This window comes from Salmonella sp. 32031103-2018-00083-FB-01-SM-01, from assembly GCF_017571995.1.
Lineage (GTDB): Bacteria > Pseudomonadota > Gammaproteobacteria > Enterobacterales > Enterobacteriaceae > Salmonella > Salmonella enterica.
The window spans coordinates 716,305-737,993 of record NZ_JAGEQL010000001.1 but is presented as its reverse complement, the minus strand read 5'-3'; the positions used below and the strand labels follow the sequence as shown (position 1 = coordinate 737,993).

Genomic DNA, 21,689 nt, shown 5'->3' with positions numbered 1-21,689 from the left:
ATTATCAATTCGTTATCGAGCGTTGGCGTTTTAATTTTGTGTACTTTGAGGTTATCAATTTATGCAAAATATGTACACTAATGTGTATATCCTCTCATGAAGTGTACACATTGCTTGCCGATACAAAATTAAGAAAGGCTCCAGGCAAAAAAAGAGACCAAATCAAGGTCATCTCAGACGCTCATGGTCTCAATGTCAGGCTCTCTACATCCGGCAGTATAACATTCTTTTACCGATACAGATGGAACGGGAACGCTGCTCAACTGACGATTGGCGATTATCCAACCATATCACTATCTCATGCCAGGGAACGCCGTCAGTACTTTAGATCATGGTTAACTAAGGGACTCGATCCTCGTCACCAGATGGTACTGGAGAAGAAGAAAAAAACAGAAGCGTTAACCGTAAAAGAACATACGACTACTGGGAGAAGTTTTAGCACTGTACGGAATTTGGGCCAGGGTCATTAAGACCGACAGTGGCGGCTGGCGCCAGTTCGGAGTATGGCGCGATCAGGATGTTGCGGTATTAGTCTCTGGGAGGTTCACAATAAGACAGATCGGAATACTCCGGCATGGGGTGTTGCGTCTTAAACCGCTGCAGCGGGTCAGCAGGGGGAATTATATTTATTAGCTCAGATGTGAGCTGACAGTTACCGATTATTTATACAGTAACTGTCAGTTTACAATATCGCAAAAACATTAACAAAAATATAATTTTGATGATAACCCCTTGATCTACCCAAAAGTAATAGAGCTGAGTTTATGATTTAATCTATAGGACTTTCCAGCGTTACTCTTACGGACTTTCTTTTTACAGTGATAGTTGGCGGGATCGTCGTGCTTCTAAGATGTGTAAATGGGATTTCACCAGCATAAAATACACCAGCACCATGGTAACCAGAAACTTTGACATCTATGTAGCCTCTACTCCAGATCTCATTAGCAACCCTCTCTATCAAAGTATCACGTTCTCCAAACACCATTCGTTCAAAGAAACCAGCATTTCTATTCGCTTTATCTATGTCCTCCTTTTTAAAACTATTAGGCTCTCTTTTATCTGCGGAATAACAACTACTAATCCTTATATCCTTTATAACCTCTAAAACTTTATTAGCAACCAGAATATCAACCAGTTGTTTTGCAGAAAAAACAGAGTCGCCACTGGCTAGAACATTAGTGCCTGCTGCACCATGACCGGTAATATAGACCTTTTTAAACGCACTTAATGTGATCTCATCTAGTATGAGGTTTTCTTGCTGCCGTGCAACAATACCTACAGCTGCTCCGCAATTTACATCATTAGTGTATTGTTGCAGATCAATGTGACTCGAAAGAGTTTTATAATGAGTGCTGATTGTTTTTTCAAATTCGGACGCTGCGTCTTTACTTATAAAAACACCAGGATATAAGTGCTTCCCAGAAAAAACTCTGGATATTTGTTGTCCCAGCATATGCAGGCAAGCCGATTTGTTGAAGCCTTTCTCTCCCATTACTAACAAGAAACCACTTTTTTGCTCAACCTGTGAAATATTATAAGCAATATTAGCTACCCTAATAATATCTTTGGCTAGGTTAGTTGCGCCATTTCCGAAGTGGCAGTGCCGGGGGCTGTCCCTCTAATATTGAGAATCGCGGCAGAAATAGGTTTCATCATATTCACCTCTCATGTAGTGATAATGGTTATTATGTGATATTTACTTTTTAATATTTATTTGTTATCACTTACCTGCTGTCCAGTCAATATTAATACATGATTACGCCTATTTTTACATTAATTTTACTGGTGCGGGATTGTATGATCTTGTTATTACTCAACGTAAGCCTCTGTTTATATATAATAAAATTGGAGAAATCTGTTGACTGTATTTTATTTACATTAATATAAATATGCTATGAATTATTACGCATGCATAATCTAACGTTATTAGATGCTATATCCGTAACCGGGTCTGAGGTGAGCATGGCTAAATTACCGCGCCGTAAATGCAAAGTTTGCCGGGAATGGTTTTCTCCTGCTTACAGCAACGTTGTCTGGTGCTGTCCTGAACATGGCGCTATCTACGCGCTGGAACTGCGTGCCAGGCGTATCAGGGATAAATACCAGACGGATAAAGCCGAACGCCAGGCGAACGCCGCAGTTTAAGGATAGGCATTGTGTGATTACGGGGATTTTCGTGCCCGTAAACCAGGGAGGTTTGTTTTTCTAATTTTATCCAGCGAGACGTAAAGTATGACTGAGCTATGGTTAGCACTCGGTTTAACACATTAGGTGGTTTGCCTGATAGTTTCTGTGGGAGGGGGTATGATAAAAAAGTAATATTATTTTTAGTGTTTTTCTGATTATGCAAGTGCCGTTGATTTTGTATATCGTGTTGACTCGAGACCTTCAGATGTGATTTTTCGGGATGGTTTTGCTTCGCACGGTAATAACAGGAATCTTCAGCAACATATAAGAGATGACTCCTGTGCATCCGGTAGTCGAGACAGTACTATATTGCGACTATCTCAGATATTAATGAGTCTTATAATATAGCACGATTATATTACTCCAGAGCAACATTTAGCGGCAGGTTGTACAGATACAGAATCCGTGCAGACAATAGTTTCTACAGCCTTCCGCCGTCTGTTGCTTATATTGAGTTATGTGGTATCCAGTTTGGTCATTTTGAGCGAGTGATGATGCGGTTACAAAGTGAGTATGTATCTGTAAATTCTATCCCAATTGAAAATATCCATGAAGCAGTTGAGCTTGTTTACGAGAGAAATGCAAGTATGGTAAATATTGTTGGAGTGGATTATGAAAAAGAAATTAAAGGTTCTGACTCTTGCTCTTGCGTCATTATCCAGTGTTTGTTATGCAGCTATGGCTGATTATGATACGTATGTGAGTAATGTTCAGATTAAAAACCTGTCTTATGGTGTGTATACGTCAGGGGATAAGGAAACTCAGTTTTTTTGTATCGAACTGAAGCGCGGGAGTGAGGCTATTAGTGTCAATGCCATGTGTAAAGTGGATGTGTACGGGAATCATAAACAGGGGTTTGATAACATGCTAAATATAGCAAAGTATTATTATACAACAGGGGGGGATGTAAGGATATATTATAAAGAGAATGTTTGGCGCGACCCCGATTTCAAAAGTGCATTCTCTTCCAGGGAATTAATTGCGATAACTACTTGTAGCTCATCAAGTTATTGTATGGGGCCTATGTTGACAAATTAAATGTTGCTGGGTATTAAACGCTCTAAAGAACAGGCTTAATCTTGTTGGTGAGACGATTATGTCTGAACCTTTATCAGGTTCCTGTATGGCTGTAGCGATCTGTGGGGCAACGATATTCAGACTGTTTACTGGAGCGGATTTTGGGATTGTATTTTGAGCATTTGCGGGAACGTTGTTCGTGGCAACAATGCCGCAGATACTGTCACCCCAAAGCACTCCTTCAAGCTTCTGACAATTGTGGGTGGTTTGTTTGATGGAGTGCCTCTTAAGATTAGAACTCTCACCATAAAGGCTGCGCATTTACGTGGCCTTTTTCGTATTCAGCCTCACGGGAAACACTCACTACGCGCTTTGTTGGATAAATCCAGCCCGTGAAGCCTGCTCCTTTTAGTCAGGACGTTATCAGAAGGGGACACACTGGTTGTATGGAAGCTTGATCGCCTGGGTCACAGTATGCGTCATCTGGTCGTTCTGGTAGAAGAATTGCGCGAACGCGGCGTTAATTTCCACAGCCTGACCGACAGCAGCATAGACACGTCGACGCCAATGGGGCGATTCTTCTTTCATGTCATGGGCACACTCGATGAAATGGAACGTGAATTGATTGTGGAAAGAACCCGCGCTGGACTGGAAGCGACAAGGGAGAGGGGGTGTAATGGTGGCCGACGACCGAAACTAACATTGGAACAATAGGCGCAGGCCGGGCGTTTGATTGGGGCTGGCGTACCGCGACAGCAGGTAGCGATACGTAGTGAAACCCGGAGGCGCTGATACAGAAGATAAATCTCCGGCAATCATCATCGAAGCATGGACTGCCGGAGAAAGTAGAAAACAAAGTGTATATATTTGTGTACTAAAAAACGAACTTATCACAAAAATAAAAGCATAACTTTTTGATTTAATGATATTTTTATTGTTTCTTATCGTAAGGCATACCATTCCTTATGTTTCAGCGGGTTAGCCATAGCACCCAAAATATCGGAAATCACATTGACCACAATAACCAGCGACCCAATGACCATCACGCCAGCGGAAATAGCGGCATAGTCCTGCTGACGAATGGCGTGAATTAACCATCGTCCCAGCCCTGGCCAGCTGAAAACCATTTCGGTAATCATCGCCAGCGTTAACATGGTTGAAAACTGCAGGCCAAGACGGGGAATGACCGGCGGCAGCGCATTATGCAACACGTGACGGCGTAAAATCGTAAAGCGCGACAAGCCGCGCGTGGCCGCCGCTTTAACGTAGTTCTGATCGTAGACCTCAATAGTGCTGATTCGCATCAGGCGGATCACTTCTGTGGTCGGCGCGACGGAAAGCGTGAGCACCGGTAAAACCATATGTCGTATGGCGCTCATCACCATTTCATCGCGCCACGGCGAATCTGAAATCCAGGCGTCAATGATGGCGAAACCGGTAACCGGTTTAACTTCATAAAGTAGGTCAAATCGCCCGGATACCGGCAGCCACCCCAGCGTGAGCGAAAAGAACAGTGTGAGCAGAAGCGCCAGCCAGAAAACCGGAATTGAGAAACCTAATAGCGCCAGCGCGCTGATAAAACGATCCGGCCATTTGCTACGCGTCACGCCAGCCAGCATCCCGACCGGGATGCCGACCATCAGCGCAAAACCAAAGGCGAGAATGCACAGCTCCATCGTGGCGGGAAACACCTCTTTAAGCTGTTCGGAGATCAGCTGGCCGTTAATGCTGGACACGCCAAAGTCCCAGTGCAGCAGACCGTTGAACCAGAAAACCCAGGCATTCCATAATGATGCGCCTTGTAGCGGCGCGTGCGGCGTAAAATAGCTCAGGCTAAAGCCGATAAAGGTCAGGAAGAATAGCGTCACCAGCAACAGCAATAACCGACGCAGGGTGAAGATAATCATGGTTTTTTCACCTCTTCGTGTTTTTCGCGGGAGACGCCGGCAAAAGACGCATTGCCGAACGGGCTTAACACCAGCCCTTTAATATCGTAGCGGTAAGCCTGCAGGCGTAGTGATGATGCCAGCGGCAGTATCGGCAGCTCTTTCTCCAGGATATTCTGCGCTTCCTCATACGCTTCTATGCGCGAAGCCAACTGCTGCGACGACAGTGCTTTACGCAGCACGCTGTCAAATTCAGGGTTACACCAGTGGGCGAAATTGGTTTGCGAATTGATGGCTGCACAGCTTAACAGCGGTCTGAAAAAGCTATCCGGATCGTTGCTGTCCGTGGCCCAGCCGGATAAGGTCAGATCGTGATTCATATCCATCAGACGCGCCTCTTGAAAACGACCTTCAACCGGCACAATGACCACTTTTACGCCAACCTGCGCCATATCCGCCTGAATAAGCTCCGCCGTTTTTAGCGGACTTGGGTTCCAGGCCTGAGAACTGGTCGGCACCCAGAGATGCAGCGTAAGATTCTCAATGCCCAGCGCTTTTAGCTGTTCGCGCGATTTTTCCGGATTGTACTCCGTAATTTTGGCATCGTTATCGTAAGCCCATGAGGCTCTCGGTAAAATGGAGGCTGCGGTTTCTGCCGTGCCGTAATAAATCGACTGCATCAGGCGCTGGTTGTTGATCGATAAGGCCAGCGCATGGCGCACTGCGGGATTATTCAACGGCGGCTTATCGGTGTTAAAGGCCAGATAGGCGATATTCATCCCCGGGCGCAACGTCAGGCGCAAACGCGGATCGTCGCGTAAAATAGTTAGCTGGCTGGCGGCGGGCCAGGCCAGAACATCGCATTCACCGGTCAGTAATTTTGATAAACGCCCGGTACCGCCGGAGCCTAAATCCACTACTACTTGCGGCATCAGCGGTTTGCCGCGCCAAAAACCATCGTGGCGCTGGAGACGAATAAACTGCCCGGCACGGTACTCCGAAAGCTGGAAAGGCCCGGTGCCGACCGGTTGGCGGTCTAGCAGTTCCTGACGATCTTTTCGGCTAAGCTGCGCGGCGTACTCAGCGGACATGACGGAAGCGTAGTGTGTAGCCAGATGCCATAAAAAGGAGGCGTCTGGCTGCGTCAGGCGAAACTCAACGGTGTTATTGTCCAGCTTACGCACGCTTTTTACATTGTCGGCGAACTGTAGGCTATCAAAGTAGGGGAAGCTACTGCCGTTGATGTTATGCCACGGATGCCGACGATCAAAAATCCGCTGAAAGGTAAAGACAACATCATCAGCATTGAGTTTTCGGGTCGGCGTAAACCAGGCGGTTTTTTGAAAGGAAACGTCGCGGCGCAGGTGAAAACGGTACGTTGCCCCGTTATCCAGCACTTCCCAGCTTTCTGCCAGCTCAGGGACTAAACGATAAGTATAGGGATCGACATCCAACAGGCGATCATATAACTGGGCGGCCAGGGTATCGACGATGAGGCCGCTGCTCGCTTTTTGCGGATTAAAGGTGTTGACCTGCCCGCTAACACAATACACAAAGCCGCTATCGCGAATATCTGCACTCGCAGTTTGTTCGGGCGCAGCCGCAGCCGTAGCCTGACTACTCAGTAGACCCGCTATCACGATCAGAGACGATAAAACCAGGCGCATAATAGTTAAGTTTTTGAAGTTCAATTTGCAAAGTGTATCGCACTTCGGCCCGCCACGTAAAAATGTCGGTGGATAACTGGCGTAAATGTCGTCAATTAGCCGGAGAAATAGCTAAAGCTGATGCTTTTTAAGCAAGGCGCGAAACTGGTGGTAGGTGAGCGCCAGCAAATCGGCGGCTCGTTTCTGGTTAAATTTCGCCTGCTGTAAGCTACGTTGCAGCAGCGCTTTTTCCTGTTGCAGTTGAAACTCCCGCAACTTGAGCGGCAGGTCGGGCGTGGCGGTTGCCGATGGCAGGGCGGGCGCGGGCGGTTCGGCGGGATGGCGTTGAAAAGGATCGATAACAATTTCATCCAAAGGATGTTCACTACTGCCGTGGCGATACACTGAACGTTCGACTACGTTTTTCAGCTCGCGGACATTACCCGGCCAGGCGTAATGCAACAACGTTTCTTTTGCCCGATCGGTAAAACCGGGAAATAAGGGCAGACGTAGTTCACGACACATCTGAATAGCAAAATGCTCGGCCATCAGCATGATATCGCTCTGGCGTTCGCGCAGCGGCGGCAGTTGTACAACATCAAAAGCCAGCCTGTCGAGCAGATCGGCACGAAATGTCCCTTCCTTCACCATGGCGGGTAAATCGGCATTGGTGGCGCATACTAATCGCACATTAACCTGTAACGGCTGGCTGCCGCCGACGCGCTCTAGCTCGCCATATTCAATCACCCGCAGCAGCTTTTCCTGTACCAGCATCGGCGCTGTCGCCAGTTCATCCAAAAACAGCGTGCCGCCATCGGCGCGTTCAAAGCGACCGGGATGACGTTTTTGCGCCCCGGTAAAAGCGCCCGCTTCATGACCAAACAGTTCGGAGTCCAGCAGATTTTCGTTAAGCGCCGCGCAGTTAAGCGAGATAAGCGGCCCCTGCCAGCGTGAAGAGAGATAGTGCAGGCGATTGGCGATAAGTTCTTTACCCGTACCGCGTTCGCCAATAATCAGCACTGGCTTATCCAGCGGCGCGAGCCGGGAGACTTGTTCCAGTACTTCAAGAAAACGGTTTGCCTCGCCGAGCAGGTTATCTTTAAATTCAGCCATGATGAAAATCGCCACTTGTTAGTGTTTTTCACCACTTTATCCTTTTTTGCTGGCGAGGTAAAACGAAACAATTTTTTTATTATCAGTGATATGAAAAGTTGGCACGCAAATTGTATTAATCATGTAGCAGGGCATCGCCCGTTATCAGAACATTATGTGAGGATTGAATTATGGGTATTTTTTCTCGTTTTGCCGACATCGTGAACGCCAATATCAATGCGTTGTTGGAAAAAGCGGAAGATCCGCAGAAGCTGGTGCGCCTGATGATTCAGGAGATGGAAGATACGCTGGTGGAGGTTCGCTCGAACTCCGCGCGTGCTTTAGCGGAAAAGAAACAGTTATCCCGTCGTATTGAACAGGCTACGGCTCAGCAGACCGAGTGGCAGGAAAAAGCGGAACTGGCTCTGCGCAAAGATAAAGACGATCTGGCGCGCGCCGCATTGATTGAAAAACAAAAGCTGACCGATTTAATTGCTACGCTTGAACAGGAAGTCACGCTGGTGGATGACACGCTGGCGCGCATGAAGAAAGAGATTGGCGAGCTGGAAAACAAACTCAGCGAAACACGCGCTCGCCAGCAGGCGCTGATGCTGCGTCATCAGGCGGCAAGTTCTTCCCGCGATGTTCGTCGTCAGCTTGACAGCGGCAAACTGGATGAAGCCATGGCGCGGTTTGAATCCTTTGAACGTCGTATCGATCAAATGGAAGCGGAAGCGGAAAGCCATCGTTTTGGTAAGCAGCAATCGCTGGACCAACAGTTTGCCAACCTGAAAGCCGATGATGAAATCAGCGAGCAGCTGGCGCAGTTGAAAGCCAAAATGAAGCAAGATAATCAATAATGACAATGGCGGCGCCGATACGCGCCGTCGCTCATCAGCTTTAGGTGTAAGGAGAACGCATGAGCGCGCTATTTCTGGCCATCCCGTTAACCATTTTTGTGTTGTTTGTGTTACCGATTTGGCTGTGGCTGCATTACAGCAACCGCGCCGGTCGGGGAGAACTGTCGCAAAGCGAGCAGCAACGCTTACTGCAACTCACAGACGACGCGCAACGTATGCGCGAGCGCATTCAGGCGCTGGAAGACATTCTTGATGCAGAGCATCCGAACTGGAGAGAGCGCTAATGGGTGGAATCAATCTCAATAAAAAACTATGGCGTATGCCGCAAAAGGGCATGGTGCGTGGCGTTTGCGCCGGGATCGCCGACTACCTTGATGTACCGGTAAAACTGGTACGTATTCTGGTCGTGCTGTCGATTTTCTTTGGGCTGGCGTTTTTTACCGTAGTGGCCTATATCGTTCTGTCTTTTGTACTGGACCCTATGCCGGATAATCTGGCCGCAGGCAAACCGCAGCCGACCAGCGGCGAACTGCTGGATACCGTAGACAGAGAGCTTGCCGCAGGCGAAAAGCGTTTGCGAGAAATGGAACGCTACGTCACGTCAGATACGTTCACACTGCGTAGTCGTTTCCGTCAACTTTAAGTGTTATATCGGGAAGGTGAAGATGAATACTCGCTGGCAACGCGCCGGGCAGAAGGTGAAGCCCGGCTTCAAAATAGCAGGTAAGCTGGTTCTATTGACCGCGTTACGCTACGGGCCTGCCGGCGTGGCGGGATGGGCGGTAAAATCCGTCGCCCGTCGTCCGCTAAAAATGTTGCTGGCGTTTGCGCTGGAGCCAGTACTTCGTAAGGCGGCGAATAAAATTTCGCAGCGTTACAAATAGCGAGTCTGGTCATAATATTTCGTTAAGCTCTGGCGTATAGTGTGTGCGAAATACATTACGTGTCAGGACGGGAGTATGTTGAAAAAAGGAATATTTGCGTTAGCGTTATTCATAGCCATGCCGCTTTATGCCGCAGAATACTGGATAGATGTCCGCATTCCTGAACAATATCAACGAGAGCATATTCAGGGCGCGATTAATATCCCATTGAAGGAGATTAAATCTCATATCGAAACGGTAGTTCCAGACAGGAACGATACGGTAAAGTTATATTGTAACTCCGGGCGACAGTCGGGCATGGCAAAACAAATGTTGCTTGATATGGGGTATACGCACGCGATGAATATGGGCGGCATCAGTCGTCTTGATATGCCGAAAGTAAAAAAATAGATAATCTATTGCTCAATACTCATACTAACCGCGGCGCTTAATGCGCCGTTGTTGATCTCTCCGGGTAGTTGATAATAACGTTTTTGCACATATCTATAACGTAGGCTCGTTATTATTTTTTCTTCTCTTCAGGCTCAACAGGATGTCAATGAAGCGACTTAAAACTGAACTCAACGCGCTGGTCAATCGTGGGGTAGACAGGCATTTGCGACTTGCCGTAACCGGGTTGAGCCGCAGCGGCAAAACGGCGTTTATCACGGCGATGGTTAACCAGTTGCTTAATGTCCACGCGGGCGCGCGCTTACCGTTGCTCAGCGCGGTACGTGAAGAACGCCTGCTTGGCGTAAAGCGTGTGCCTCAACGTGATTTTGGTATTCCCCGTTTTACCTACGACGAGGGGATACTTCAGCTTTATGGCAATCCTCCCGCCTGGCCCACACCGACGCGCGGCGTGAGTGAGATTCGGCTGGCGTTGCGCTATCGCTCAAACGACTCGCTGCTGCGCCATTTTAAAGATACCTCGACATTGTATCTGGAGATTGTGGACTATCCAGGGGAATGGTTACTCGATCTGCCCATGCTGGCTCAGGATTATTTAAGCTGGTCCCGTCAGATGAACGGCTTGTTACAAGGACAACGCGCTGAGTGGGCCGCAAAATGGCGGCAACTTTGCGACGGACTCGATCCGCTGGCACCCGCCGATGAAAATCGGCTGGCGGAGATTGCCGCCGCCTGGACGGATTATTTGCATCAGTGTAAATCGCAGGGATTGCATTTTATTCAGCCTGGACGGTTTGTTTTGCCGGGCGATATGGCGGGTGCGCCAGCGTTGCAGTTTTTCCCGTGGCCGGATGTGGACGCCTTCGGCGAGTCAAAACTGGCGCAGGCGGATAAGCAGACCAACGCTGGAATGCTGCGCGAACGCTTTAACTACTATTGCGAAAAAGTGGTCAAAGGGTTCTACAAAAATCATTTTCTACGCTTTGATCGCCAGATTGTGCTGGTCGACTGTCTGCAACCGCTTAATAGCGGGCCGCAGGCGTTTAATGATATGCGTCTCGCTTTAACGCAGCTGATGCAAAGTTTTCACTATGGTCAGCGGACTCTGTTTCGCCGCTTGTTTTCGCCGGTGATTGATAAATTGCTGTTCGCCGCGACGAAAGCCGACCATGTCACCCTCGACCAACATGCCAATATGGTGGCCTTGCTCCAGCAGCTTATTCAGGATGCCTGGCAAAATGCCGCGTTTGAAGGCATTAGTATGGATTGCCTGGGGCTGGCGTCGGTACAGGCGACCACCAGCGGCGTGATTGAGGTCAACGGCGAAAAAATCCCGGCCTTACGTGGAAACCGTTTGAGTGACGGCGCGCCGTTAACCGTGTACCCCGGCGAAGTGCCTTCGCGTTTGCCGGGGCAAGCGTTTTGGGATAGTCAGGGTTTTCAGTTCGAAGCCTTTCGTCCGCAGGTGATGGATGTTGATAAACCGTTACCGCATATTCGTCTGGACGCTGCGCTGGAGTTTTTAATAGGAGATAAGCTGCGATGAGCGAGCCGTTAAAACCGCGTATTGATTTTGCAGAACCGCTAAAGGAGGAGCCTACGTCGGCCTTCAAAGCGCAGCAAACTTTCAGCGAAGCGGAGTCGCGTACATTTGCGCCTGCAGCTATCGATGAGCGCCCGGAAGACGAAGGCGTGGCAGAAGCGGCGGTCGATGCCGCGCTGCGTCCCAAACGCAGCCTGTGGCGTAAAATGGTGATGGGAGGGCTGGCGCTGTTTGGCGCGAGCGTGGTCGGGCAAGGCGTACAGTGGACAATGAATGCCTGGCAAACTCAGGACTGGGTCGCTTTAGGCGGCTGTGCCGCAGGCGCGCTGATCGTTGGCGCTGGCGTGGGATCGGTGGTCACGGAGTGGCGGCGATTATGGCGCTTGCGCCAGCGGGCGCATGAGCGGGATGAAGCGCGTGAACTGTTACATAGCCATAGCGTCGGGAAAGGTCGCGCATTTTGCGAAAAACTGGCGCAGCAGGCGGGGATTGATCAATCACATCCGGCATTACAACGTTGGTATGCCGCTATTCACGAAACGCAAAACGACAGGGAAATCGTCGGTTTGTATGCGCATCTGGTACAGCCGGTACTTGACGCGCAGGCGCGACGTGAGATTAGCCGTTTCGCCGCGGAATCGACTTTGATGATCGCCGTCAGCCCGTTAGCGTTGGTGGATATGGCATTTATTGCCTGGCGTAATTTACGCCTGATTAACCGTATCGCAACGCTGTATGGCATTGAACTTGGTTATTACAGCCGCCTTCGTCTGTTCCGTCTGGTGTTGCTGAATATCGCGTTCGCGGGAGCCAGTGAGCTGGTGCGTGAAGTCGGTATGGACTGGATGTCTCAGGATCTGGCCGCACGCCTGTCCACGCGCGCGGCGCAGGGGATTGGCGCAGGTCTCCTTACTGCTCGACTGGGAATAAAAGCGATGGAGCTATGTCGGCCATTGCCGTGGATCGACAACGATAAACCACGTCTCGGTGATTTTCGTCGTCAGCTTATCGGTCAGCTAAAAGAGACGCTGCAAAAGAGTAAGTCGTCGCCTGAGAAATGACCTTTCACAGGGCGCTGACGGCCTGGCTTTACGCCGCAGCGCCCGTTTTTCCGCCATGCTGTCAATATTTGTTGACAGAATCCTTCCTGCCAGCCGAATAGTGGCTTATCATCTATTTAATGGTTCATTATTCAGGTGAAGGTTCCCATGCGTCTGGAAGTCTTTTGTGAAGACCGACTTGGTCTGACCCGCGAATTACTTGATTTACTGGTGTTACGTAGCATTGATTTACGCGGAATCGAGATTGATCCCATTGGGCGAATTTATCTTAATTTTGCTGAGCTGGAATTCACCGACTTCAGCAGCCTGATGGCCGAAATCCGCCGTATTTCCGGCGTAACGGATGTCCGTACCGTTCCCTGGATGCCGTCCGAGCGTGAACATCTGGCCCTGAGCGCGCTGCTTGAGGCGTTGCCGGAGCCGGTGCTCTCATTGGATATGAAGAGTAAAGTGGAGATGGCGAACCCGGCGAGTTGTCAGCTTTTTGCCCAGAGCCAGGAGCGAATGCGGCACCATACCGCCGCACAATTAATCAACGGCTTCAATTTTCAGCGCTGGCTGGACGGTAACCCGCAAAGCTCCCATAACGAACATGTCGTGATCAACGGGCAAAACTTCCTGATGGAGATTACGCCGGTACATTTACAAAACGAAAATGACGAATACGTGTTGACCGGGGCGGTCGTGATGTTGCGTTCCACGATTCGTATGGGGCAGCAGCTACAGAATTTGTCCACGCAGGATCTGAGCGCGTTTAGTCAGATCATTGCCGTGAGCGCAAAGATGAAGCACGTTGTTGAGCAGGCGCGCAAACTGGCGATGCTCAGCGCGCCGCTGCTGATTACCGGCGATACGGGAACCGGCAAAGATCTTTTCGCCTATGCCTGTCATCAGGCAAGCCCTCGTTCAGCGAAACCGTATCTGGCGCTCAACTGCGCTTCAATCCCGGAAGATGCGGTAGAAAGCGAACTATTTGGCCATGCGCCGGAAGGTAAAAAAGGCTTTTTTGAACAGGCGAATGGCGGCTCGGTGCTGCTGGATGAAATTGGCGAAATGTCGCCGCGTATGCAGGCGAAGCTGCTACGTTTTCTCAATGATGGTACGTTCCGTCGCGTCGGCGAAGATCACGAAATTCATGTTGATGTCCGCGTTATCTGCGCCACGCAGAAAAATCTGGTGGAGCTGGTGCAAAAAGGACTGTTCCGCGAAGATCTCTATTATCGACTTAACGTTCTGACGCTTAATTTGCCGCCGTTGCGCGATTGTCCGCAGGATATTATGCCGTTGACCGAACTGTTCGTGGCGCGTTTTGCCGACGAACAGGGCGTTCCGCGACCGAAACTGTCTGCCGATCTGAGTACGGTCCTCACTCGTTACGGCTGGCCGGGTAACGTTCGCCAGCTTAAAAATGCTATTTACCGGGCGCTGACGCAACTGGAAGGGTATGAGCTGCGTCCGCAGGATATCCTGCTGCCTGACTACGATGCCGCGACGGTGGCAGTCGGCGAGGATGCGATGGAAGGTTCGCTGGATGACATTACCAGTCGTTTCGAACGTTCTGTCCTGACCCAGCTTTATCGTAGCTATCCGAGTACGCGTAAACTGGCGAAACGGTTGGGGGTATCGCACACCGCGATTGCCAATAAGCTGCGTGAATATGGTCTGAGCCAGAAGAAGGGTGAAGAGTAGGAAAAAGAAGGCCTCTGGATAGAGGCCTTCTTGTGACAAAAGAGCACCGCCTGTAGCACTGACAAACGTAGCGCCAGCAGGCGCTGGCTTATGCCTTCAGGACATTAAGCGCGGCGTCGTAATCCGGCTCGTGGGTGATTTCATCCACCAACTGGCTGAAAATAACGTTGTCGTTTTCGTCAAGCACGATGACTGCGCGCGCCGCCAAACCTTTCAGCGGGCCGTCAACGATTTCGACGCCGTAGTTTTTCAGAAACTCGTTATTACGCAGAGTGGAAAGCGTAATAACGTTGCTCAGGCCTTCCGCGCCGCAAAAACGCGACTGTGCAAAAGGCAGGTCAGCAGAAACGCACAATACGACGGTATTCTCCACTTCTGTGGCCAGTTGATTAAACTTACGAACTGATGCGGCGCATACGCCAGTATCAATGCTTGGGAAAATATTCAGCACTTTGCGTTTGCCTGCATATTGGCTGAGGGAAATGTCAGACAAATCTTTTGCGACAAGAGTAAAAGCCTGTGCTTTGCTACCAGCCTGCGGAATAACGTTGGCAACGGTGACCGGGTTACCCTGGAAATGTACAGTCTGTGACATAATTATGTTCCTATTTACTTATAGTTAACGTCGAAATCCAGTTTAAGTCATTATTCATTAACACGGCAAATACTATTTGTAGCAAGCCGCGTCCGGCGCTATCAGAGGGGAAGAGATGAGATCTGTTAAGGTATATGAGGAAACCTGGCCGTTGCATACGCCTTTCGTTATTGCGCGTGGTAGCCGAAGCGAAGCGCATGTTGTCGTTGTCGAACTGGAAGAAGAGGGCGTAAAAGGCATCGGGGAATGTACGCCATATCCACGTTATGGTGAAAGTGATGCCTCGGTCATGGCGCAAATCATGAGTATTGTGCCTCAGTTGGAAAACGGACTGACTCGCGAAGCATTGCAGAAACTGTTGCCGGCAGGCGCGGCGCGCAACGCGGTGGATAGCGCCTTATGGGATTTGCAGGCCCGCCAGCGGCAGCAAAGCCTTGCCGGGTTGCTCGGCGTGACGCTGGCCCCGGTTTTTACTACCGCGCAAACGGTAGTGATAGGCACGCCGGAACAGATGGCAGCCAGTGCGGCGGCACTATGGGAAAAAGGGGCGACGTTGCTGAAAATCAAACTCGATGCTCGTCTGATTAGCGAACGTATGGTGGCGATCCGCGCGGCGGTGCCGGAGGCGACGCTCATTGTGGACGCCAATGAATCGTGGCGTCCGGAGGGGCTGGCGGCGCGTTGCCAGTTACTGGCGGATCTGAATGTCGCGATGCTGGAGCAGCCGCTGCCCGCGCAGGATGACGCCGCCCTGGAAAATTTTATTCATCCGTTGCCCATCTGTGCAGATGAGAGCTGCCATACTCGCAGTAGTCTGAAAGCCCTGACGGGGCGCTACGATATGATTAACATTAAGCTGGATAAAACCGGCGGTCTGACCGAGGCGCTGGCGCTGGCAACGGAGGCGCGGGAGCAAGGATTCGGCCTGATGCTGGGCTGTATGCTCTGTACATCAAGAGCGATTAGCGCCGCGCTGCCGCTTATGCCGCAGGTGAGCTTCGCCGATCTTGATGGCCCAACATGGCTGGCGGTTGATGTTGAGCCCGCGCTACGCTTTACGACGGGTCAACTCCATCTTTAGGATGCCAGCGGAGCAGATTCGACATAGCCAGCAGGTATTTTTCGCTGGCTTCATCGGCAGAAACAGGGGGAAACTCGGCGGTAATGCAGTGCAGGTTGAGGTCGGCGCACCAGCTGCCAAACGAACCGGGCGTTTCGTAACCAACGCTGGTCACCAGCGGCAACGCAAACGCATCGGCCAGCCACTCGCCTAGCTCGCTGCGACGTGGATCTTCAATGCAGGCCAGGGGATCGTGAAAAGAGACGACCCAGGCGGGTTGGAGTTGATGTATTAACTGGCAAAGCGCCTGGGTTTCCGGTTCTGAGCCGGGATGATCGCCGGTTAGCAGCACGACATCACGCTCTTGCGCGCGGCTATTCCAGCGATAAACTGTTTCACCCGCTTTCCAGTTGGCGGCGGGAAAGTTACGGTTTAAATCAATGCCATTTGCATTTGCCCTTAATCCTAGTTGACAGCCATCAGGATTAACGGCAAGTACGACATGATGACGGCGAAGGGAAGGATTTAAGGTGCGTAACGCACAGGAGAGCGTCACCACGGATGAGGTTTCATCCCCGTGGGTGCCAGCCAGTATCAGGCCGCTTTCGCGATGGGCGGCAGGCGCCGGAAACCAGATTAGCGGTGCGCCTAGTAGCGAACGTCCATAATGTTCAGTGCCTGGCGGAAATGCGCCGCGCTCGGCACGGGGGCGGGTGACAGTCATACATGTTTCCCGAAGCTGAGACCAGTAGGGTAATCATCGTAGTGTTGTGTAAAACCCGCCGATTATCAAATGGTTTCTATTTACCCTCTTGTATGGCGCGATATCAACTTTCTGGCGGAAGATAATTGCATTTCTTTCTGCTGAAACAAATAATTACGTTGTTATTTAACTCATCTTTGAGGAACTTCTATGAGGCATTCTGTTTCAGTAACCTGTTGTGCGCTGTTGGTTAGCAGCTTTTCCCTGGCATATGCTGCGGATGTTCCCGGTGGAACGGTACTGGCAGAGAAACAAGAACTGGTGCGTCATATCAAAGATGAGCCCGCTTCGTTAGATCCAGCGAAAGCCGTTGGTCTGCCTGAAATTCAGGTGATCCGCGATCTATTTGAAGGGCTGGTTAACCAGAACGAAAAGGGTGAAATTATCCCTGGCGTCGCCAGCCAGTGGAAGAGCAATGATAATCGTATCTGGACGTTTACGTTGCGGGATAATGCGCAATGGGCCGATGGAACGCCGGTGACCGCCCAGGATTTTGTCTATAGCTGGCAACGTCTCGTTGATCCCAAAACGCTTTCCCCCTTCGCCTGGTTTGCCGCTCTGGCTGGCATCACTAATGCGCAAGCCATTATCGACGGTAAAGCCACGCCGGATCAGCTTGGCGTCAGTGCCGTGGACGCGCACACTTTGCGTATTCAGCTTGACAAGCCGTTGCCCTGGTTTGCCAGTCTGACCGCCAGTTTTGCCTTTTATCCGGTCCAAAAAGCGAATGTTGAAAGCGGTAAAGACTGGATGAAGCCGGGAAAACTGATCGGCAATGGCGCGTATGTGCTTAAAGAGCGCGTGGTAAATGAAAAACTGGTGGTCGTGCCTAATACGCATTACTGGGATAACGCGAAAACGGTACTGCAAAAAGTGACATTTTTACCCATTAACCAGGAGTCGGCTGCGACGAAACGTTATCTTGCCGGTGATATTGATATCACCGAATCTTTCCCTAAAAATATGTACCAGAAATTATTGAAGGATATTCCAGGGCAAGTTTATACGCCGCCGCAATTAGGGACTTATTATTATGCGTTTAATACGCAGAAAGGGCCGACGGCGGATTCCCGCGTTCGTCTGGCGCTAAGTATGACCATTGATCGCCGTTTGATGGCGGAAAAAGTCTTAGGTACCGGTGAAAAACCGGCCTGGCATTTTACACCGGATGTCACGGCAGGATTTAAGCCCGATCCTTCACCGTTTGAACAAATGAGCCAGGAAGAACTTAATGCCCAGGCGAAAACATTGCTGCGTGCAGCAGGCTACGGATCGCAGAAGCCGCTTAAATTAACCCTGCTTTACAATACCTCAGAAAACCATCAGAAAATCGCGATTGCGGTGGCGTCAATGTGGAAGAAAAATCTGGGGGTGGATGTGAAATTGCAAAACCAGGAGTGGAAAACGTATATCGACAGCCGGAATACCGGTAATTTTGATGTTATTCGCGCCTCCTGGGTGGGGGATTACAACGAACCGTCGGCTTTCTTATCCTTATTAACGTCCACGCATACGGGGAATATTTCACGCTTTACTAATCCGACTTATGACAAAATCCTGACGCAAGCGACGATGGAAAATACCGCCGAAGCGCGTAACGCGGATTACAATGCAGCGGAGAAAATTTTAACGGAACAAGCGCCTATAGCGCCTATTTATCAGTATACCAATGGCCGGTTAATTAAACCGTGGGTAAAGGGATACCCCATTACTAACCCGGAAGATGTGGCCTATAGCCGTACGATGTATATTGTGAAGCACTGATGCGTACTGGTTGCCTTTTGATGAAAGGTAACCACTGCCAAACTCAGAACTGGCACGGCTTGCAGCGCCAGTTTCTTCTTCTGACCATCTCCTGCTAAAGTTGAAACTGTACTTTCCTGACAGTATTACTGGCGTATTCAAGGAAAAACGGTTGCACTAAATTACGGATAGTACCATCCATTTCCCCTAAAATGGCGGTAGCTTAGAGAAGAGATACCGTTATTTATTCGGCAGGTTGTCGTACACATCCAGTGCGCGTGCTGTGTAGGTGAGGGCTGCCCCAGTGTTCATTTTTATAGCCACGGACAATGCTTCAGAAATCTCTTCCCGGGTTGCGCCATGTTTCACGGCCGCATCGACGTGCACTGCCAGACAACCATCGCAACGGGTAGTAACCGCCACGGCCAGCGCAATCAATTCCTGTGTTTTGGGATCCAGATGCCCATTTTCTAAAGTCCCCTTGTCCATTTGCTGAAAGCCTTTCATGAACTCCGGCTGCAATGTGGCAAATTTACCAATGGCAGCCAGTAGGCCACTACGATACTCATTCCAGTTTGAAAGCATATCTGCTCCTGTTTTATATTAGAGGATTGTGTATTTAGATCACATAATAAATGCGAATATCTGGTGCCTGGTTCAGAAAAGGCTTCAATTCTTCCACAACGTCTTTTGTAAATAATTCACTGGTAAGATACGCCTGCGCTTGAGCAGTAGTTTCAAAGCCATGTAAAACTTGCACGTCTTCATCCCGAATAAGCAATTCTTTTGAGGTCGCTCCGGCAATGGTATTTAAAAATGGCGCTTTATATTTTTGATAAACATTTGCTGCGGCAGGGCGGTTGTGGTTGCTGATATTCAGGGTGATTTGTAAGTAAGCCATAGTATTCTCCTTCAAAAGGGACCGAGATAAGCAAAGTATTCACAGTCATTGACGAATGACAGTAGGGGAATTATCAACATGACCGTCTGTTCTAACAAATCACATATTCTTGTGTGGCGGAGAAGATTTTCTATGTTGTGTATTGTCCTGACGAGGACTTAATTCACCTGGGTGAGTCTGGAATATGGAGGTCTCATTAGAATATTTGTTTTGAATAAATCCCCCTGTATAGGCAATATTAGCGGTAGAGAGGTAGGTTTTTAGTATTGATTGATAACATGGTTTGCCACTTTGCCAGTGTTAAACTCGCCAGTTTTCCCAAAGCCAGATAAAAAGGATGTCCGGCATTCTCAATGAACACCTCGAGGAAACGGGATGACCATGGGAACAGATGCCATGCCAGTAACTGTTCACATTCGTTGTGTCGATTCTGCTCTGCAAGCCAGGCCACCATCAGCAATAAAAAACCAAAGTGATCTTCTGGCTCATTTTGCTGCATCTCGAACTGAATACTGTTTTCCCGCATCCACTGGCGCAGCACCAGTGTGGATTCACCAAATAAAACGTTCTCACGATCCAGCCAGACGGAGCCCCATGGCGGTGACGGTAAGGCATAAGGCCCGATAAATAAACGCTGAAAGGACTCAGTAAGAGAGTCATCGCCGCCACTTTTAAACATTCTTGCCAGTTGAGACAACTCCTCCGACGGCAGCGGCCATTGTGTTTGCCAGTCATCAGATGTGAATGCTGAAACCAGCGGAGAGGCTTCAGCACTCTCTGGCGCAAAGTAAAAGAGGGCGCCCAGTACGCGTGCCGTCATGGAAAAATTGTCACATTGTGTGAAATCAGTCATAAAACCATTCCGTAAAGTGCGGGTTCCCCCGCACTAATTTGTTAACCTGCCACTGCCATACCGACAGTCATATGTAGCCCATAAAACAGGCCGCGGCCTAAAATTTCGCCGCCAAGCACCAGGATAAGACCCAGTAGTAACCCAACGATATGTGGCTCTTTGCGACGTACCAATGGGCAGATCCAGCAGCCCAGGCCGATGACAAGAAGTGCCACACGGCAGACCTGCAATACAGCATAATCCGGTATCAGACTGCTGGCTTGCTGTACTGAGCTATGAATGCTGGCCAGAGCCATACCCTGTAACGCGATGACAGCAATACAGACCAATAGAGCAAGTAAGCTGATGCTGGAAAATATCGTGCTGTTAAAGGGGACTCTGGATGCCTGGAACAGGAGTGCGGCAAACAGTGGGCCGCCGAGGAATGCAGTCAGGAAAAAGGCGAGAGTCGTATACCCAGTATACCAGGCGGGGACGGTTTCAATGTGATAAACGCGGGTCATCGCCAGGATGAAGATGATACCGAGCACCATACTGATCAGCAGCCAGAGTTTACCAAGCGTTTCTGGCATTTTCCCCAGAACGGCCACCAGCCACCAGAAACCGCCGACAGCGAAAAAGATCGACCCTGCGGCAATTTCATTACTTAATCCGGACGCGCCGACGCGGTTGAGCGAGTTGAACGCCCGCATGGGTGAACCCAGATGCATGATTGACGCCAGAAAGCCCAGCCCCATCACCACCCAAAGAAAAAACATACCGCGTACAATACGCTGCCTGGCGGGCAGATCGTTTTTTTCCGCCAGCCAACCAAGTCCGCTGACAACCAGCGCACCCGCGACACACTGTCCCAGTACCGTAAACAGTACCAGCGGCCATTCATGCCATCCATTTCCCATTTTACACCTCCTTCGGATTGGCCAGATAGCCAGTGGTATCGCCGCACGGACGTGCATTGGCATTAGGTTTAATCACTATGCTCGGTTTGGTGAAGTGCGCACCCGGCAATGGCGCTACCGCCGCCAGCTCGCCGTGTTTCTTACGCAGCTCGTTAATCGGCCCGAAGTCCAGCGCGCGCAGCGGGCAGGATTCGACGCAAATCGGCTTCTTGCCTTCCGCCACCCGGTCGTGGCAGCCGTCGCACTTGGTCATATGACCTTTGGCGGCGTTGTACTGCGGCGCGCCGTACGGGCAGGCCATGTGGCAGTAGCGGCAGCCGATACAGACCTCTTCGTTCACCACCACAAAACCGTCTTCCCGCTTATGCATCGCTCCGCTCGGACAGACTTTGGTACAGGCCGGGTCGGCACAATGGTTGCATGAAATAGAGAGATAATAGGCAAAGACATTCTGATGCCAGACGCCGTTATTCTCCTGCCAGTCACCACCCGCATACTCATAAATGCGACGGAAGCTGACGTCCGGGGTTAAATCTTTGTAGTCTTTGCAGGCCAGTTCGCAGGTTTTACAACCGGTGCAACGGCTGGAATCAATAAAAAATCCATACTGGGTTGTCATC

22 protein-coding genes and 5 pseudogenes are annotated in these 21,689 nt (G+C 50.1%); 16 read left to right on the top strand and 11 right to left on the bottom strand.

Annotated features, from left to right (window positions below; genetic code table 11):
- Positions 1 to 80: 80 nt before the first annotated feature.
- Positions 81 to 436: pseudogene (locus J4614_RS03615) on the top strand (Arm DNA-binding domain-containing protein); the annotation flags it as partial.
- Positions 437 to 769: 333 nt separating this feature from the next.
- On the opposite strand, the gene J4614_RS03610 reads toward J4614_RS03615, so the two are convergent.
- Positions 770 to 1,492 carry a hypothetical protein gene (locus tag J4614_RS03610; RefSeq protein WP_023212458.1) on the bottom strand — a complete coding sequence of 241 codons (723 nt, stop codon included), beginning with the start codon at positions 1,490 to 1,492 and terminating at the stop codon, positions 770 to 772.
- A 470-nt stretch (positions 1,493 to 1,962) separates the two neighbouring features.
- Between J4614_RS03610 and J4614_RS03605 the strand changes: the two are divergent.
- The 5 genes and pseudogenes from J4614_RS03605 to J4614_RS03585 all read left to right on the top strand — a co-directional run.
- Positions 1,963 to 2,127 (top strand): annotated as a pseudogene (locus J4614_RS03605) (recombination protein NinG); the annotation flags it as partial.
- Positions 2,128 to 2,334: 207 nt separating this feature from the next.
- A pseudogene (locus J4614_RS03600) lies at positions 2,335 to 2,768 on the top strand (pertussis toxin-like subunit ArtA); the annotation flags it as partial.
- Positions 2,769 to 2,799: 31 nt separating this feature from the next.
- Positions 2,800 to 3,225 (top strand): subtilase family AB5 toxin binding subunit, encoded by a 426-nt coding sequence (locus J4614_RS03595; RefSeq protein ID WP_000727928.1) that lies wholly within the window; start codon positions 2,800 to 2,802, stop codon positions 3,223 to 3,225.
- A gap of 58 nt (positions 3,226 to 3,283) precedes the next feature.
- Positions 3,284 to 3,379 (top strand): annotated as a pseudogene (locus J4614_RS03590) (holin); the annotation flags it as partial.
- A gap of 233 nt (positions 3,380 to 3,612) precedes the next feature.
- Positions 3,613 to 3,915: pseudogene (locus J4614_RS03585) on the top strand (recombinase family protein); the annotation flags it as partial.
- 230 nt (positions 3,916 to 4,145) lie between these two features.
- Here J4614_RS03585 and sapB read toward each other — a convergent pair.
- The 3 genes from sapB to pspF all read right to left on the bottom strand — a co-directional run bounded on the left by sapB (position 4,146) and on the right by pspF (position 7,849).
- Positions 4,146 to 5,111, bottom strand: a complete 966-nt coding sequence (gene sapB, locus J4614_RS03580; protein WP_000583298.1) for a peptide ABC transporter permease SapB — start codon at positions 5,109 to 5,111, stop codon at positions 4,146 to 4,148.
- Positions 5,108 to 6,757 (bottom strand): peptide ABC transporter substrate-binding protein SapA, encoded by a 1,650-nt coding sequence (gene sapA / locus J4614_RS03575; RefSeq protein WP_001241620.1) that lies wholly within the window; start codon positions 6,755 to 6,757, stop codon positions 5,108 to 5,110. The genes sapB and sapA overlap by 4 nt, the downstream gene beginning before the upstream one ends.
- Positions 6,758 to 6,868: 111 nt before the next feature.
- The gene (gene pspF / locus J4614_RS03570; RefSeq protein ID WP_001543112.1) at positions 6,869 to 7,849 is read right to left on the bottom strand and encodes a phage shock protein operon transcriptional activator; all 981 of its coding nucleotides are present in this window, start codon (positions 7,847 to 7,849) and stop codon (positions 6,869 to 6,871) included.
- Positions 7,850 to 8,019: 170 nt separating this feature from the next.
- Between pspF and pspA the strand changes: the two genes are divergently transcribed.
- The 8 genes from pspA (at position 8,020) to tyrR (ending at position 14,255) form a co-directional block, all read left to right on the top strand.
- On the top strand, positions 8,020 to 8,688 hold the full coding sequence (gene pspA / locus J4614_RS03565; protein ID WP_000511000.1) for a phage shock protein PspA: 669 nt from the start codon (positions 8,020 to 8,022) through the stop codon (positions 8,686 to 8,688).
- 59 nt (positions 8,689 to 8,747) lie between these two features.
- Complete coding sequence (gene pspB / locus J4614_RS03560) at positions 8,748 to 8,972, top strand: envelope stress response membrane protein PspB (protein WP_001274953.1); 225 nt, start codon at positions 8,748 to 8,750, stop codon at positions 8,970 to 8,972.
- Complete coding sequence (gene pspC / locus J4614_RS03555) at positions 8,972 to 9,331, top strand: envelope stress response membrane protein PspC (RefSeq protein ID WP_000508938.1); 360 nt, start codon at positions 8,972 to 8,974, stop codon at positions 9,329 to 9,331. Before pspB ends, pspC begins: the two co-directional genes overlap by 1 nt.
- 22 nt (positions 9,332 to 9,353) lie before the next feature.
- Positions 9,354 to 9,572, top strand: a complete 219-nt coding sequence (pspD, locus tag J4614_RS03550) for a phage shock protein PspD (RefSeq protein ID WP_001097607.1) — start codon at positions 9,354 to 9,356, stop codon at positions 9,570 to 9,572.
- A 75-nt stretch (positions 9,573 to 9,647) separates the two neighbouring features.
- Complete coding sequence (gene pspE / locus J4614_RS03545; RefSeq protein ID WP_000913428.1) at positions 9,648 to 9,962, top strand: thiosulfate sulfurtransferase PspE; 315 nt, start codon at positions 9,648 to 9,650, stop codon at positions 9,960 to 9,962.
- A gap of 148 nt (positions 9,963 to 10,110) precedes the next feature.
- A complete protein-coding gene (locus J4614_RS03540) occupies positions 10,111 to 11,508 on the top strand; it encodes a YcjX family protein (RefSeq protein ID WP_000825860.1) in 1,398 nt (465 codons plus the stop codon).
- Positions 11,505 to 12,566 carry a TIGR01620 family protein gene (locus J4614_RS03535; RefSeq protein WP_001294472.1) on the top strand — a complete coding sequence of 354 codons (1,062 nt, stop codon included), beginning with the start codon at positions 11,505 to 11,507 and terminating at the stop codon, positions 12,564 to 12,566. The genes J4614_RS03540 and J4614_RS03535 overlap by 4 nt, the downstream gene beginning before the upstream one ends.
- 147 nt (positions 12,567 to 12,713) lie before the next feature.
- Positions 12,714 to 14,255 carry a transcriptional regulator TyrR gene (gene tyrR, locus J4614_RS03530; RefSeq protein WP_001235493.1) on the top strand — a complete coding sequence of 514 codons (1,542 nt, stop codon included), beginning with the start codon at positions 12,714 to 12,716 and terminating at the stop codon, positions 14,253 to 14,255.
- A gap of 88 nt (positions 14,256 to 14,343) precedes the next feature.
- Here tyrR and tpx read toward each other — a convergent pair whose 3' ends face one another.
- Positions 14,344 to 14,850, bottom strand: coding sequence for a thiol peroxidase (gene tpx, locus J4614_RS03525; RefSeq protein WP_023213816.1), 507 nt, complete (start codon positions 14,848 to 14,850; stop codon positions 14,344 to 14,346).
- 115 nt (positions 14,851 to 14,965) lie between these two features.
- Between tpx and ycjG the strand changes: the two genes are divergently transcribed.
- On the top strand, positions 14,966 to 15,931 hold the full coding sequence (gene ycjG, locus J4614_RS03520; RefSeq protein WP_001258072.1) for an L-Ala-D/L-Glu epimerase: 966 nt from the start codon (positions 14,966 to 14,968) through the stop codon (positions 15,929 to 15,931).
- Here ycjG and mpaA read toward each other — a convergent pair.
- Positions 15,906 to 16,634 (bottom strand): murein tripeptide amidase MpaA, encoded by a 729-nt coding sequence (gene mpaA / locus J4614_RS03515; RefSeq protein WP_088523916.1) that lies wholly within the window; start codon positions 16,632 to 16,634, stop codon positions 15,906 to 15,908. The genes ycjG and mpaA overlap by 26 nt on opposite strands.
- Positions 16,635 to 16,823: 189 nt before the next feature.
- Between mpaA and J4614_RS03510 the strand changes: the two genes are divergently transcribed.
- Positions 16,824 to 18,437 (top strand): peptide ABC transporter substrate-binding protein, encoded by a 1,614-nt coding sequence (locus tag J4614_RS03510; RefSeq protein WP_001216560.1) that lies wholly within the window; start codon positions 16,824 to 16,826, stop codon positions 18,435 to 18,437.
- 219 nt (positions 18,438 to 18,656) lie between these two features.
- On the opposite strand, the gene J4614_RS03505 is transcribed toward J4614_RS03510, so the two are convergent.
- The 5 genes from J4614_RS03505 to J4614_RS03485 all read right to left on the bottom strand — a co-directional run bounded on the left by J4614_RS03505 (position 18,657) and on the right by J4614_RS03485 (position 21,688).
- Complete coding sequence (locus tag J4614_RS03505; RefSeq protein ID WP_000950636.1) at positions 18,657 to 19,001, bottom strand: carboxymuconolactone decarboxylase family protein; 345 nt, start codon at positions 18,999 to 19,001, stop codon at positions 18,657 to 18,659.
- Positions 19,002 to 19,035: 34 nt separating this feature from the next.
- Positions 19,036 to 19,317: a hypothetical protein gene (locus J4614_RS03500; RefSeq protein ID WP_000323820.1), complete on the bottom strand. Its 282-nt coding sequence runs from the start codon at positions 19,315 to 19,317 to the stop codon at positions 19,036 to 19,038.
- A 238-nt stretch (positions 19,318 to 19,555) separates the two neighbouring features.
- On the bottom strand, positions 19,556 to 20,170 hold the full coding sequence (gene dmsD, locus J4614_RS03495) for a Tat proofreading chaperone DmsD (RefSeq protein WP_023137145.1): 615 nt from the start codon (positions 20,168 to 20,170) through the stop codon (positions 19,556 to 19,558).
- Positions 20,171 to 20,211: 41 nt separating this feature from the next.
- Positions 20,212 to 21,069, bottom strand: coding sequence for a dimethyl sulfoxide reductase anchor subunit family protein (locus J4614_RS03490; protein ID WP_023137144.1), 858 nt, complete (start codon positions 21,067 to 21,069; stop codon positions 20,212 to 20,214).
- 1 nt (position 21,070) lies between these two features.
- Entirely contained in the window at positions 21,071 to 21,688 is a 618-nt protein-coding gene (locus J4614_RS03485; protein ID WP_000213088.1) for a DMSO/selenate family reductase complex B subunit, read from the bottom strand.
- Position 21,689 lies beyond the last annotated feature (1 nt).